Source organism: Parabacteroides sp. D25 (assembly GCF_000307475.1).
GTDB lineage: Bacteria > Bacteroidota > Bacteroidia > Bacteroidales > Tannerellaceae > Parabacteroides > Parabacteroides distasonis.
Window position 1 is genome coordinate 416,482 of sequence record NZ_JH976500.1, and the last position, 14,802, is coordinate 431,283.

The window sequence follows — 14,802 nt, forward strand, 5'->3', positions numbered from 1 at the left end:
AGAAAAAATGGAAATAAACGAAGACATATTGATCCGATACATCAATGGGATGTTGACCGAGGAGGAAGCTGCGGAGGTGAAAAACTGGCGGGCCGCCTCTCTAGAAAACGAGAAACTGTTGGAGCAGGTCTATTTTACAGCTCAAGTGGCAAGTCGCCTAAAAGTCATGCGGACCGTGAACCCGGACGAGGCGTTGTCTCGTTTTAAATCAAGAATCCATAAGAAAGAGAAAAGATTAGCTTTAAGACAAGTGTTAGGTGTTATTCAACGGGCTGCGGCCGTGTTATTCATTCCAGTCTTTCTTTTATCCGCTTATTTGTTCATACAGCAGGGTCAAGGGAACGTGCGTACGCTAGCCGTACGCACGAATCCTGGGGTGGTTTCGGCATTCGATTTACCTGACGGTTCTAAGGTTTGGCTGAATGCCAATAGCGAATTGAGATATCTTTCGGACTTCAATGCGGATACCCGTACGGTGGAATTAACCGGACAAGGATATTTCGAGGTGACGAAGAATGCTCATAAGCCTTTTATTGTGAAAGCGGATAAAGATTACTCGGTAGAGGTGTTGGGTACTTCTTTCAATGTATCCGCTTACAAAGACGAGAGTATGATAGAGACCACCTTGGTAGAGGGATCGGTAAAGCTGAACGTCGTGTCCGGAGGAAAGCGAATGACACAGATGTTGAAGCCAAACGAGAAAGCCGAGTATCAAAAGGGCGCTGGCAAGATCAAGGTGTTCGACGTGAATACCGAATATGACACGGCTTGGAAGAACGGGGAGATTATCTTCAGGAACCATCCGATGGATAAAGTATTGAAAACGCTGGAACGTCATTATCACGTAGTATTCGAGGTAAAAGATAACGAGATACTGAAGTCCATAATAACAGCCCGTTTCAAGGACGAGCAATTGCCTCAAGTATTGGAATACCTGAAATTGGCGTCGGGAATCCAGTATGCGATACATAAACCTACCGTTAAGGACAGTGGATCGGGAACCTCAGTCGTGGAAATATCAAAATGAGAAATAATGTGTAACCTTCTAAAATACGTCTGCCATGAAGAAAGAATAAACAAGGATTAAAAACATACGGAAGAATATTGGCGTATTCTCCCGTACGAAAAGTCAAGAAGAGCTGTTGGCGCAGCTACAAATAACTTTATTATAAATAGTAACACTACAAAAATATGAATAAAATTGTAACCTTAAATGCTTTAAGGGGGAATAGTTATTCTCTTTTTCGAAAAATTCCGTTAATGATCAACATGGGGGTATGCGCATTCTGTTTGGTACCGGCCATGGTTTTCGCAGAGAACACGCATGAAGTCACAGTCTTAAACGCTCAACAACAGACACGAAAAGCAGTCGGTGTCGTTACGGACAAAACGGGCGAGGCTATTATCGGTGCTAACGTAATTGTCAAAGGAACTACCAACGGTACCATCACGGATATGGATGGCCGTTTCGAGTTGGATGTTCCTAACAATGCGACTTTACAAGTTTCCTATATCGGCTTTAATACGCAAGAGATCGTCTTTACCGGACAACCTTCTATCGAGGTTCAATTGGTCGATGATACGCAAGCCTTGGATGAAGTCGTGGTAACCGCTTTGGGTATCAAGCGTGAGAAAAAGGCTTTGGGATATTCTATGTCTGAATTGAAAGGTGAGTCCCTGACGCAAACCCGTGATGCTAACGTGGCCAACGCTTTGGCTGGTAAGGTAGCTGGTTTGCAGATCAAGCAAAATGGTACCGGTGTCGGTGGTTCCTCTCGTATCGTGATTCGTGGTAATAACTCTATTACTGGTAATAACCAGCCGTTGATTGTTGTGGACGGTGTACCTATCGATAACTTTAGCGGTGGTACGGATGACTATTGGGGTAACGGTAACGTGGATAAAGGTTCCGGTATCTCTGATATCTCCCCAGATGATATCGAGAGTATGTCCGTATTGAAAGGCCCGGCAGCTGCGGCGTTGTATGGTAGCCGTGCAGGTAACGGTGTCGTGATGATCACGACTAAGAAAGGTAGCCAGAATAAAGGTTGGGGCGTAAGTATCAATTCGAATTTCACGGCTGAGAACCCGATGCAAACTCCGAAGTTCCAAGATGTATACGGACAAGGTATCGACGGCGCTTTCGATAATAATAAAGCGACGAGTTGGGGTGCCGTTATGGATGGTTCTCCTAAGGATATGGCGATGGGATCTCATCCCTATGCGGCTAGAGATAATAATCTGTACAAGGACTTTTTGCGCACTGGTACCACTTGGACGAATAGCGTGGATTTGAGTAAGAGCTCCGAGGATATCACTTTCCGTGCCGGTGTGACACGCTTGGATAATAAGGGGGTTGTCCCGAATAGCGGAATGGATCGTACGTCTATTAATTTGCGTTCTACGGCTAAGCTGTCTAAATGGTTATCGGCTGACGTGAAGGTCAATTATGTAAGCCAGCATACGAACAACCGTGTGAAATTAGCGGGCGACCCGGATAATATCTTCCTTAACTATTTAAGTATGCCTCGAAGTGTGGGCTTCTCTGACTATGACGCCTATAAAGATAATGATTGGAAACGTGCGGACGGAAAGCCCGCTGGTTATCTGATCGACACAGGAGCCAACGCCAATAACCCGTATTGGTCCGCTTACCGCAATACGAACAAGGATAAGAAAGACCGTTTTATCGGATTCGCGGCCTTGGATTTCACGTTTACGGATTGGTTGAGCTTGAAGCTTCGCTCTGGTATGGATAATTACACCATCCAGTATGAGACGATTCGTGCGACAGGTAACCCGTATTGGGAGAACAACGGTAGCATGACTGCCAATATGGAGAAATTCACCGAGATCAACTCCGATTTCTTATTGACTGCTAAAGGCAACTGGGATCGATTCGGTATCGTAGGTACGGTAGGTGGTAATATGATGTACCGTAATTCTACATGGTACAAGGAATCATCCGGTGAGTTTGTGATTCCCGATTTCCATGCGATCGCCAACGGTAAGACACATGGTGGTGAGTATACTCGCAACCGTAAACAAATCAACTCGCTATATGCTACGGCATCATTGTCTTGGGACGACTATTTGTATTTGGACTTAACCGCTCGTAACGACTGGTCTTCAACACTTCCGAAAGACAATGACTCTTATTTTTACCCGTCGGTAGGTGTTAGCTGGATTTTCACCCAAATGTTGAATAAGATGGGGCATAACACGGGTATTCTTTCTTTCGGTAAGATCCGTGCGTCTTGGGCTCAGGTAGGTAATGATACGGACGCTTATATGTTGCGTGACTATTATAATATCAGTTATGATATTAAAGGGGGTATTTTTAATGCCAGCAACGAGGATTGGATGGCAAATCCAAATTTAAAGAATGAGACGATCAACTCTTGGGAGTTAGGCCTTGAGTTGAAGGCGTTTGAGAATAGGGTTGGTGTCGACGTAGCTTACTATAAAAAGAATGCGAAGGATCAGATCATAAAAATTGATGTTCCCTCCGCAACTGGATTTAAAAAGAAAATGATTAACGCCGGTAATATTGAGAATAAGGGTGTCGAGATTGCAGTGAATGCTACCCCAGTGATTACGGAAAACGGGTTCCAATGGGATACTCAATTGAATTGGTCAAAAAATAATAATAAGGTCGTTTCATTGACGGAGGATACGAAAGAGCAGATTCTAAGTGATAAGTCGGTTACTTTCTTGAAGATTGTGGCTCATGAAGGAGGTGCTTACGGTGATATCTATGGCTATGCTTATCAACGTGATGACAAAGGTAATGTTATCATCGGTGAGGATGGTGTGCCTTTGCGTACGAGTGACATGGAACTATTGGGTAATAACCAACCGAAATGGATGATGGGTTGGAGTAATACCTTGTCTTATAGGAATTTCGTGTTGAGCTTCATGTTCGATATGCGTTATGGCGGTGATGTGTATATGGGATCTATCCGTGCGGGTGCTTCATCTGGTAACTTAGAGATGACGTTGGATGGTCGTGACGGTATGGTAGTTCCGGGTGTATTGGTGGACGGTTCCCCGAATACAAAGAGTATAACTTCTCAGGCTTATTGGAATGGTGTTTCAAATAATACAGAAGCTTATATGTATGACGCTACAAATATTCGTTTACGTGAATTGAATCTAGGCTATAATTTCCCGAGAACCATGTTGGCTAAGACTCCATTTACCGCCGCACGTTTGAGTTTCGTGGCTCGTAACTTATTCATGATCTATAGTAAGACAAAGGGCTTTGACCCGGAAGCTGCTTATACATCCGGTAACGCCCAAGGTATTGAGTACGGTTCTATGCCGACAATGAGAAGCTTAGGTTTTAATATTAATCTGGCTTTTTAAAGAAACATAAATCTAAAAATAGAATTATTATGAAGAGTATAAAGATATTAACAGCTTGTTCGTTAATGATGCTAAGTGCAACTAGTTGCGACTTGACGGGTATAAATGAGAATCCGGATAAACCAACAGACGACGTGAACTATAATATGAACGAACCCCGTCTAGCCTCTACATTGCGTGGTGGCTTGATCATCGAAGGTAACGTGGAACAACGTTTGAAACCATTACAGATTGATTTTTATTCCCAGATGACTGTCGATGGTGGTGGATGGGGTACCAAGAACTATATTCAAGACGATGAATGGAATAATCTCGTTTGGGAAGAATATTTGAAACAGATCGCCTCTATTAATATAGTGATCCGTAGTCTGACGGAAAAGGATAAGGATGCTTATGCGAATACGATTGCTTTCGCCCGGATATGGCGTGTATATGTGCATACGCTGGCTGCCGATAAATTTGGCCCGATGCCTTTCCCTGCTTATGAGATTGTAGAGGCGAATCCTCCTTATAAATCGTTGAAGGATATCTATGACGAGTACTTCAGGGAACTTGATGCTGCCATAAATGGCTTTAACGATAGTGCGCAACCTATTTTTTCTGATGCGGGTATCGACTTGATTTATAAGAATGATGTATCGAAGTGGAAACGTTTTGCCAATTCCTTGCGTCTGCGTTTGGCTGTTCGTTTGACAGAAGTGGATCAGGAGAAATGTATAGCTGAGGCAAATGCCGCTATTTCATCACCAGCAGGGTTGATCTCGGATAAGGCTGATAACGCTTATATGCCACCGAAGGCTGATGGCTCTTGGGGACAGGATTACAATTATACGATGTTCCAGATTACATGGAGTGGTCCGATTTGTATGTCAAAATCGGTTGAGAAACTGGTGACTAATATTGGTGGTGTCGCTTGGCCTCAAGGTGTAGTGAACCAGACGTCCGGTGTTGCGGTTTCTAGCGTACATCCGGAAAAGGTAGATCCTCGTGCCCCGAAGATTTTCCAGCCGGGTATTGAGAATGGAGATTGGAAAGGTTTGGTATATGGACCTAAGGCAGAGGAAGCCAATACCGGAATTTATCAATCGAAACAATGTGCTGAGCTTGGCTTTATTATTAAGGATGGCTATCCCTATAAATCTCGTCCGTATGATTTGTTCCTTTCTGAAGAGGTTCATTTTTTGAAGGCTGAATTATATGCTCGTGGTTTTATCGCTGGTGATGCTAAATCGGAATATGAGGCAGGTGTTCGTGCGTCTTTCGCTACTTGGGGGGTTACTTCTGAGGTGGACGACTACCTGACTTCTACAGAGAAAAATGAGGCTGGTACAAGTGCTAGATATGATGATCAACAAGGTGCGGGAAATACAGCTTTGGAAAAGATCATTACTCAGAAATATATCGCTGGGATACCTGATTTGGCGCAAGAAGGTTGGAATGATAAACGTCGTTTAAATTTACCCCGTTTGGATGTTGCTGTCTATCGAGATCAAGCTGTTTACAATAATAATGATAAGGATATCTTGAAGTCAGCTAATTTTATTAAACGAATGAGGTATCCAACAAAGGAAAGTTTGATTAATGCCACTGAGTACGAGAAAGGCAAATCCATGTTAGGTGGTAAAGGCGATATTGTATCTACTCCGTTGTGGTGGGATAAGAATTCCAACTATTGCACATCTTCAAAATAAAGGAATAGGCGAATTCTGTATTACTTCAGTATGAAGATATTAATTAAAATATTATATTATGAGTAGATTATTGGTGTATCTAGTTACTGTGATTTTTTGTGTTACAAAAACTTTTGCTCAGTCTGAACCTTTTTATTTTATTCAATTATCAGATCCTCAGTTTGGAATGTTAGAAAAGAATAAAAGTTTCTCTCAAGAGACAAAAATCATGGAAAAGGTTGTTGCTGTTATTAATAATTTGAATCCGGCATTTGTGGTTATAACGGGTGATATGGTAAATGATGGTGAAGATCAAAATCAAATTAACGAATTTAAACGAATTTGTACTTTGATAAAAAAAAACATCCCTGTTTATGTGTTACCAGGTAATCATGATTTAAATCAACAGAGTACAGATGAGTCTATTTCTTGTTATATGGATGAATATGGATATGATTGTTTTTGCTTTCATTTAAATAATAGTTGTTTTATTGGATTAAATACTCCTATTATTTTTGCAAATAGAGAAGAAAAAGAAAAAAAACAACTGGTCTGGTTGGAGAAAAATCTAGAGAACTCTCAGAAATGTAATCATCGTATCCTTTTTGGACATTATCCTTTCTTTGTGAAAGAGCCTAATGAGACAAATAGATATGAGAATATTCCCATAAAAAAACGGAAAATATACTTAGATCTTATGGATAAATATCGAGTAAGTAATATGTTTGCTGGACATTTACATTATAATGCGATGAGTTCTTATGGAAATTTCAATATTACAATAACAAATTCTATTTGTACTCCTTTGGGGGAAGATCGAATTGGTATTCGAATTGTTAAGGTATATCCGGATAAGATAGTTCATGACTATTATGATTTAGATCAAATACCTTCTAATATCACTTTGTAATGAATTGGTTATAAAAAGAGGATGCCTCATGCATCCTCTTTTTAATCTGAAGCTTTAATCTTTATACTTATGTATAAAGAGTTTTTTTAAGTGTAATACTAGATGATTTTATTGCTTTAATCAATTACTTCCGCTGAGTGCAGCATATATGTAGCAGGACACTGCCTATGACGTTGACTGGGGGCTTTGTTTGTACCACAACTTGTTTTCATCGCTTCATGAATCAGTTATACGATATGTTTTGATGAGTATATGTTTACATAGTTTTGTGCGTAAATATTTGAAATCCTTGTGGTTTGATGGATGTGGTATTGAAAATTTAGCGGAATTTATTTGCCATAATGAAAATTTCTGTAACTTTGTTCACTATGAGCATGACGATAAGAGTATTTTTTATCATTTAATCTTTGTTGAATTATGAGATTGTGTATTAGTGTATTCTCTCTATTGTTATTATGTTTATTCCCACTAGATGCCCAACAGGAATATGCAGAATCTTATATTCATATTTCAGCTTCTGTTAGCTTGGCGGAAGCCTTAGATGAGATCGAGAGCCAAACCAATTATTCTTTTATTTATGATGCTCGAGTGATCAATTTATCTGAGAAGTTGCGTAGCCCTTTATCTGGACGTACGGTTTTTGAGATTTTAAATTTATTGTTTAAGGATAGGACGATTGTCTATACAGTTATGAATGACCAGATTATTTTGAGTAAAAAAGAGACAATAATTCAGATACAACAAAAATTGGATGGTAAGATAAAAGGTATCGTGACTGATCACGAAGGAGAGCCTATTGCCTGCGTGAATGTGGTGGAGAAGGGAACAAAGAACGGTACGATTACGGATGTGGATGGTCGTTTTGTCTTGGAGCTTCCTAAGGAGACTACTTTAGTTTTTTCTTATATTGGTTATCGTTCACGAGAAATTGAGTATGAGGGGCAATTATTTTTGAATGTTCAGCTGGAAGATGATACTCGGATTCTAGACGAGGTGGTTGTTACGGCTCTTGGTATCGAAAAAAAGGGATCTTCTTTACCTTATGTCACTCAATTGATCTCTGGAGAGGAATTAGTAAGGACCAAGGATTTTAATTTTATGAGTACGCTTTCGGGAAAGATGGCAGGTCTTCAGATAAATCGGACTTCCGCTGGTCTGGCTAGCTCTTCTCGAGTGATTATTCGAGGAAGTCGTTCTGTATCCGGAAATAATCAACCTTTGTATGTAATGGATGGTGTCCCTATCTTGTGTGTTAGCAGTGAGCAAACCTCGACGGCGATTGGAGGTGCAGCTGATGCCGGTAATCGAGATGCGGGAGATAATATCTCTAATTTAAATCCCGATGATATAGAGAGTTTGAGTGTCTTGAAAGGGGCTTCGGCCTCTGCGTTGTATGGGGGACAAGCGGCGAACGGTGTGATCTTGATCAAAACGAAAAAAGGTAAGGCCGGGGTACGGAATATTCATTTCTCCTCGTCGCTGACTGTCGATCAAGCGATCAGTCTCCCCAAGTTTCAGAATGAGTTTGGACGGCTGGAAGGGGCGGAAACTTGTTGGGGAGACCGGGCTTCTCTTCCGGTCTATGACCCTGTCGGCGATTTTTTCCGGACGGGTATTACCGCTATTAACTCATTGATATTTACGGCAGGGAATAGCCATGTGCAAAATTATTTCTCGTATGCCAATACGACCGCACGGGGCATTGTTCCTAAGAATAATTTAAGCAAGCATAATTTTAATCTCCGTGAAAGTTCTTCTTTCTTTGATGATCGTTTGATCTTGGAGGGGCAGGCAAACTTGATACTCCAAACAATCAAAGGGAAACCTACGGTCGGGGGATTTTATATGAACCCGTTACAAGGTTTATACACGTTTCCTAGAGGGATGGATATGGCGCCTTATAAGGAGAACTTTGAGGTATATAACGAGAAACGGAATATGAACGTCCAGAACTGGTATACTACGATTACTGATTTTGAGCAAAATCCTTATTGGTTGGTCAACCGTACGGAAAACGAGGATAAACGTGCCCGTGTGTTGGCGTTGGCTTCCGCTAGTTTCAAGGTGACAGATTGGCTTACGTTACAGGGCCGTGGAAATATCGATTATGTGAATGATAAGTATCAGCAGGAAATATACGCTTCTACCTCTCCGGGTATCGCCGGTGAGAACGGGCGTTACATTTATTACACCTGCCAGACTACGTTGCTCTATGGGGATTTGATGGCCAAATTGAATAAAAGCTGGGATGATTTCTCCTTGAACGCCGCTATCGGTACGAGCATAACGGACACACGCACCAGTGCGTTGAGGCTGGATTCGAAAACGGCTTCCTTGTATTATCCGAATGTCTTTACGATTGCTAATATTAACATGTCGTCCAGTGCCTACATCGAGGAGTCGGATGACGCACGCCGGCAAATGCAATCCTTTTTTGCTATGGCGCAGTTGGGATATAAGGAAAGCCTTTACTTAGATGTGACCGCACGTAATGACTGGTCATCTACCCTTGCGTTTACGGAACGTAAATCAAGAGGTTTTTTCTATCCTTCAGTCGGTCTTTCTTGGATTATCCCTAAATCCTTCTCGATGCCTTCCTTGATATCTTTTGGGAAAGTACGGGCTTCTTGGAGTAAGGTGGGTAATGATATACCTTTATTCGTTAGCAATACGGTAGGCCATATCGCAGCGGGCGGGATTCCCCAGCCGAATGATACGGCTCCGTTCGGTACCTTGAAGCCGGAGATGAGCAGCTCTTTTGAGATAGGTACTGAATGGAAATTCTTTGATTATCGTATGGACGTGGATCTTACGTTTTATAAGACCAACACGAAAGAGCAACTCTTTTCTTTGCCTTCTTCCGCTGGAGCCGCTTACAAGTATTATTTTGTGAATGCGGGAAATATACAGAATATGGGAGTAGAATTGACGCTAGGTGCGGTTCCCATATTAACGAACCAGTTTAAATGGAATACGACACTCAACTTTTCTCGGAATAAAAATGAGGTAAAAAAACTGCACGATGATTTGGCTAGCTTTATTCAAGGAAACGAAGGGTTCTCTTCTAGCTATGCGATGCGTTTGGTGGAAGGTGGTTCGTTTGGCGATATCTATGGGAAAGCTTTTGAGCGGGATAAATATGGTGCGATCGTGTATGGCCGGGACGGTTTGCCCCAAGAGATCGGTAGCGGGAATACGGTTAAGGTGGGGAATTGCAATCCGGCGTTCCTATTGGGTTGGGGGAATAGTTTCACGTATAAGGATTTCTCATACTATTTCCTGATAGACGGGCATTTTGGGGGAGAGGTATTGGCCCAGACGCAGGCTGTGCTTGACCAAATAGGAGTGAGTAAGGTTTCTGGAGAGGCCCGTACGATGGGGTATGTGGATTTGGAAGGGCATCATATTTATAACATAAAAGGATTTTATGAGCAGGTGGGAGGACGAAACGGCGTGACCGAATATTATATGTACAATGCTACCAATATCCGTTTGCGAGAGTTATCTTTGGGATATACGCTACCGAAGAGATTGTTGGGAAGAAAACAATTTGTTAAAAAGGCGGAACTGTCTTTTGTCGCCCGGAATCTATTCTTTATTTATAAAAAGGCTCCATTTGATCCGGATGCCATACTTTCGGTGAGTAATAGTAATCAAGGGATCGATATATTCGGGATACCGACTACGAGAAGTGTTGGCTTTAATGTGAAACTTTCATTCTAAGTGTATGAAGACAAGATTTCTGAATGAAATGGCAAGTCTGTTGGTCGTATTACTCCTTTTTTCTTGTACGGGTAAATTCGAGGAGTATAATACCGATAGTACGGGGTTTACTGACGAGCAGAAAACGTATGATTATAATACGTTCGGTGTCTGGTTAAAAGTAGTCCAGATGGGGATTTATTTTAATTATGATTGGGGGAATGGTAAGAACTGGCATTTCCAAACGATGCAAAATCTGAATGCGGATATGTTTTCCGGTTATATGCATGATTTTAAACCCTTCAACGCCGGATTGGGAAATACGGTCTATAATTTGCAGGATGGCTGGAATGGCACGATGTGGGATAATACGTATGGATATATCATGACGGAGATAAAGCAGACGGAAGATCATTCCCGTGATAAATATCCGGCTTTCTATGCGATCGCTAAAATACTGAAAGTAGAGGTCATGCATCGGATCTCGGATTATTATGGCCCGATCGTGTATACGAAGTTCGGGGAGTCGGATGCCGGGGTAATGCCGGATTCCCAGAAAGACGCTTATTATGCTTTTTTCCGGGATTTGGGGGAGGCTATTCACTTGCTGTCTGAATATGATGGAGAGGAAACCTTTTCTCGTTTCGATATGATTATGCCGGAGAATTACAGGACGTTTGGGGAATGGATGCGTTTCGCCAACTCATTACGTTTGCGCTTGGCGGTTCGTATCGCTATGGCCGACCCTGATAAGGCAAGGGATGAGGCGCATAAGTCGCTGACACATCCAGCCGGTTTGCTGGAGGAGGCTTATGAGGTCGTCGCGGTTTCTACCGCCGGAACCGGCTACTCGAATCCGCTAGGGGAGATCAATAAGGCGTGGGGAGAGGTTTTTATGAACGCTAATATGGAATCGATCCTTAAAGGATATAAAGACCCTCGGTTATCCTGTTATTTTGAGCCTGCTACCGGACAGGGATATTCCGGGGAGTACCGGGGAATCCGGCAAGGGACAGGATTTAATCATTCCCGCTATAGTGAGCATTCGAGAAGCACGATTACCCAGAAAACGGACGCTATATTAATGACGCCCGCGGAAGTTTGGTTCTTACGTGCGGAGGCAGCCTTGAGAGGCTGGTCCGGGGAGGATGCCGGGACTTGCTATGAGCAAGGCGTACGATCATCGTTCAATCAATGGAGGGTAGGAGAGGCCAATACTTATTTGCGGAGTGATCTTGTAGCCGCCGATTTCGTGGATACGTTTACTCCCGAATATTCAGCGAAGGCGCTTTGCTTGGTGTCTCCGGCATGGGATGAAGAAGCCTCTAGGGAGACCAAGCTGGAGAAGATCATTACCCAAAAATGGATCGCTTGTTACCCCGAGGGCTGTGAGGCTTGGGCGGAGCAGAGGCGTACCGGTTATCCCCGTTTGTTCCCGGTTTTGGTGAATAAAAGCAATGGAAAGATCGATACGCGAACGATGATTCGTCGTTTGAATTTCCCGGTTAGCATTATTTCCGGTAACCCGGCTCAGTATTCCGCCTTGTGTGAGTATTTGGGAGGTCCGGATACCGGAGGTACCCGCTTATGGTGGGATACCGGAGTGAATTTTCGTGATTAGCGACTGATTTTTCCTCTTCCTGCCGATAGAATACCGAGATTCTTGAAAAAACACTACCTTTGGTACCGAAAATTATAAAAAAAGGTTTTATGTCTTTAAAACGTTTCGGTGTCTCTTTGGAAGACAATCTGTTGGAATCATTGGATCAATATGTGAATGAGAATGGCTTCGCCAATCGTTCGCAGGCGATTCGTTTTCTGATAGAGAAGAATGTAGCCGAACGTAAATGGCAATGCAACCATATCGTAGCCGGGACGATCGTGATCATGTATGACCAAGTCAAGAAAGAGATCTCATTGAAAATCATGGGTATCCAACAAAATTATAAGGATGTGATCTTGTCGTCTTCCCAGTATTATATCAATCAGAATTTTTGCTTGCATATAGTGACGGTGATGGGAACGGCCCACCGCTTGACGGAATTGTCGGATAAGTTGACGACAATCAAAGGCATTAAGCATGGTAAGTTGGTGATGAGCCGGGCGGATTAATGCTTTTTTTTGAAGGTTTGGTAACACGTTTTTTGGCAGACGTGCCACTAAGGGATGTTTAAAATGATAAATAGTATAGATATAAGTAGTATATGAGAAAAGAACTTTTACTAGTTTCCGGACTATTGGTAAGCTCCATGGCATTTGCGATAGATCCGGTAGAGATTGACAGTCTGATCAATTTGAAAGGGGTGGTGGTTTCCGCCAACAAGATCCATGTGAACCGGAACAGTGTGCCATTATCTATCTCGGTCATCGAACGGGAGGAGATTGAGGCTAGCAGTGAATCGGCGTTGCTTCCCGTATTGTCGGAGCGAGTACCCGGGCTGTTTGTCACGGAAAAAGGGATTACAGGTTTCGGCGTTTCCGAGGGAGCGGCCGGGACGGTTAATATCCGGGGTGTCGGACAGGGTAATAAGGTCTTGATGTTGTTCGACGGACAGCCTCAATGGGCCGGTATATTCGGCCATTCGCTTCCGGATACCTATGTGGCTTCGGACGTGGAAAGGGTGGAGGTGATCCGTGGTCCGGGTGCCTTATTATACGGTTCGAACGCTATGGGAGGTGTCGTGAATATCATTACCCGCCAGCATAATCAGCCGGGACGACGTACACAAGCCCGTATCATGTACGGCTCGTATAACACCCAGAAGTATATGATTAATAATGGGTACAATATCGGTAACTTTAGTAGTTATATCTCATTGAATCATGACCGCACGGATGGACATCGTCCGGATTCGAAGTTTCATATCACGAATGGTTTCGCTAAGTTAGGATATAAGATTGATGATCATTATAAGGTGACGGGAGACGTAAGCTTAGCTAAGTTCAAGAACCAGAACCCGGGAGAGATAACAAATCCGCTTATCGATAATATCATGAATATCCTGCGAGGTACTACCTCCTTCGCTTTAGAGAATAATTACGGGAAGACAAGTGGTGCCCTTCGTGCTTTCTACAACTGGGGCCATCATAAGATTGATGATGGGTATAATCCGGGCGGGACGCCTAATCCTTATCTGTTTTATTCGGACGATCATAATGCGGGTTTCTTGCTTTATCAGTCTTTCCGCTTGGTGAAAGGGAATAGTTTTACGGTCGGCATCGATTATAAGAACTGGGGTGGTCACGCATGGCAGGATAGTATCAATGGTAACCAGAATGAGTTGGTGAATAAGACCGTGAACGAGGTAGCCGGATACGTTATCATGCAGCAGGATCTATTTGACAAGGTAAGCTTGAACGCCGGGGTTCGTTATGAGCATAACAGTATCTTCGGCGGCGAGTGGATTCCGCAGGCCGGCTTCACGGTACGTCCGTTCGAGGGGAACGTGATAAAGGCTTCTTTGTCGAAAGGCTTCCGGAGTCCGAATATACGAGAGATGTACATGTTCCCGCCTCAGAACCCAGATTTGAAACCGGAGCGCATGATGAACTACGAGGTATCCATCGGGCAGACATTTTTGGACGGCAACTTGTTTACGGAGTTGACTGCCTTTTTTATCGACGGGCAGGATATGATCGAGACGACACGTATAGACGGACGGCCTAAGAATGTCAATACGGGTACTTTTACGAATAAAGGTATCGAGTTCGATTCCCGTTACCAGATTCTCAAGAATTTGAGCCTCGATATGAACTATAGCTATTTGCATACGAGCAAGGCCCTGCTGGCGGCTCCGGCGCATAAGTTTTTCGCTGGCGTGATGTATGCCCCGGGACGTTTCACTTTCAACGTGAACGTACAATCCATTTTCGACCTTTATATCAATACGGCGGACAAGGTGAAAGAGGATTACACGGTTTTGAACGCGAAGGCAGCCTACCGTTTCGGTACACGTGATAAAGGCTTGAATCTATTTGTCAAAGGAGAGAATTTAACGGCTACCCGTTATTCTATCAACGAAGGATTCCCGATGCCGAAGGCGATATTTATGGGAGGTATAGACGTAACTTTCTAGCATGGGTGGAAAAAGAACTTCCCCGAATACTCATATCTCCTTGAATTTTATGTCTACTTTCTAATATTTGTTTTAT

8 protein-coding genes are annotated in these 14,802 nt (G+C 43.0%); all 8 read left to right on the plus strand.

What is annotated here, in order from left to right; all coding sequences use genetic code 11:
* Window positions 1–7: 7 nt before the first annotated feature.
* The 8 genes from HMPREF0999_RS01640 (at window position 8) to HMPREF0999_RS01675 (ending at window position 14,726) form a co-directional block, all read left to right on the plus strand.
* Complete coding sequence (locus tag HMPREF0999_RS01640) at window positions 8–1,027, plus strand: FecR family protein (RefSeq protein WP_005857807.1); 1,020 nt, start codon at window positions 8–10, stop codon at window positions 1,025–1,027.
* 164 nt (window positions 1,028–1,191) lie between these two features.
* Window positions 1,192–4,368 (plus strand): SusC/RagA family TonB-linked outer membrane protein, encoded by a 3,177-nt coding sequence (locus HMPREF0999_RS01645; RefSeq protein WP_009275008.1) that lies wholly within the window; start codon window positions 1,192–1,194, stop codon window positions 4,366–4,368.
* 29 nt (window positions 4,369–4,397) lie between these two features.
* Window positions 4,398–6,059 carry a SusD/RagB family nutrient-binding outer membrane lipoprotein gene (locus HMPREF0999_RS01650; protein ID WP_009275009.1) on the plus strand — a complete coding sequence of 554 codons (1,662 nt, stop codon included), beginning with the start codon at window positions 4,398–4,400 and terminating at the stop codon, window positions 6,057–6,059.
* A gap of 58 nt (window positions 6,060–6,117) precedes the next feature.
* Entirely contained in the window at window positions 6,118–6,948 is an 831-nt protein-coding gene (locus HMPREF0999_RS01655; RefSeq protein WP_009275010.1) for a metallophosphoesterase, read from the plus strand.
* 417 nt (window positions 6,949–7,365) lie between these two features.
* On the plus strand, window positions 7,366–10,671 hold the full coding sequence (locus HMPREF0999_RS01660; RefSeq protein WP_009275011.1) for a SusC/RagA family TonB-linked outer membrane protein: 3,306 nt from the start codon (window positions 7,366–7,368) through the stop codon (window positions 10,669–10,671).
* A 4-nt stretch (window positions 10,672–10,675) separates the two neighbouring features.
* A complete protein-coding gene (locus tag HMPREF0999_RS01665; protein WP_009275012.1) occupies window positions 10,676–12,271 on the plus strand; it encodes a SusD/RagB family nutrient-binding outer membrane lipoprotein in 1,596 nt (531 codons plus the stop codon).
* A gap of 89 nt (window positions 12,272–12,360) precedes the next feature.
* Complete coding sequence (gene nikR / locus HMPREF0999_RS01670) at window positions 12,361–12,762, plus strand: nickel-responsive transcriptional regulator NikR (protein WP_009275013.1); 402 nt, start codon at window positions 12,361–12,363, stop codon at window positions 12,760–12,762.
* A gap of 92 nt (window positions 12,763–12,854) precedes the next feature.
* On the plus strand, window positions 12,855–14,726 hold the full coding sequence (locus HMPREF0999_RS01675; RefSeq protein WP_009275014.1) for a TonB-dependent receptor plug domain-containing protein: 1,872 nt from the start codon (window positions 12,855–12,857) through the stop codon (window positions 14,724–14,726).
* Window positions 14,727–14,802: the final 76 nt, after the last annotated feature.

Coding starts and splice junctions, on each gene's coding strand:
- HMPREF0999_RS01660 (WP_009275011.1), top strand. CDS start 7,366: ATGAGATTGTGTATTAGTGTATTCTCTCTATTGTTATTATGTTTATTC.
- HMPREF0999_RS01665 (WP_009275012.1), top strand. CDS start 10,676: ATGAAGACAAGATTTCTGAATGAAATGGCAAGTCTGTTGGTCGTATTA.
- HMPREF0999_RS01645 (WP_009275008.1), top strand. CDS start 1,192: ATGAATAAAATTGTAACCTTAAATGCTTTAAGGGGGAATAGTTATTCT.
- HMPREF0999_RS01650 (WP_009275009.1), top strand. CDS start 4,398: ATGAAGAGTATAAAGATATTAACAGCTTGTTCGTTAATGATGCTAAGT.
- nikR (WP_009275013.1), top strand. CDS start 12,361: ATGTCTTTAAAACGTTTCGGTGTCTCTTTGGAAGACAATCTGTTGGAA.
- HMPREF0999_RS01655 (WP_009275010.1), top strand. CDS start 6,118: ATGAGTAGATTATTGGTGTATCTAGTTACTGTGATTTTTTGTGTTACA.
- HMPREF0999_RS01640 (WP_005857807.1), top strand. CDS start 8: ATGGAAATAAACGAAGACATATTGATCCGATACATCAATGGGATGTTG.
- HMPREF0999_RS01675 (WP_009275014.1), top strand. CDS start 12,855: ATGAGAAAAGAACTTTTACTAGTTTCCGGACTATTGGTAAGCTCCATG.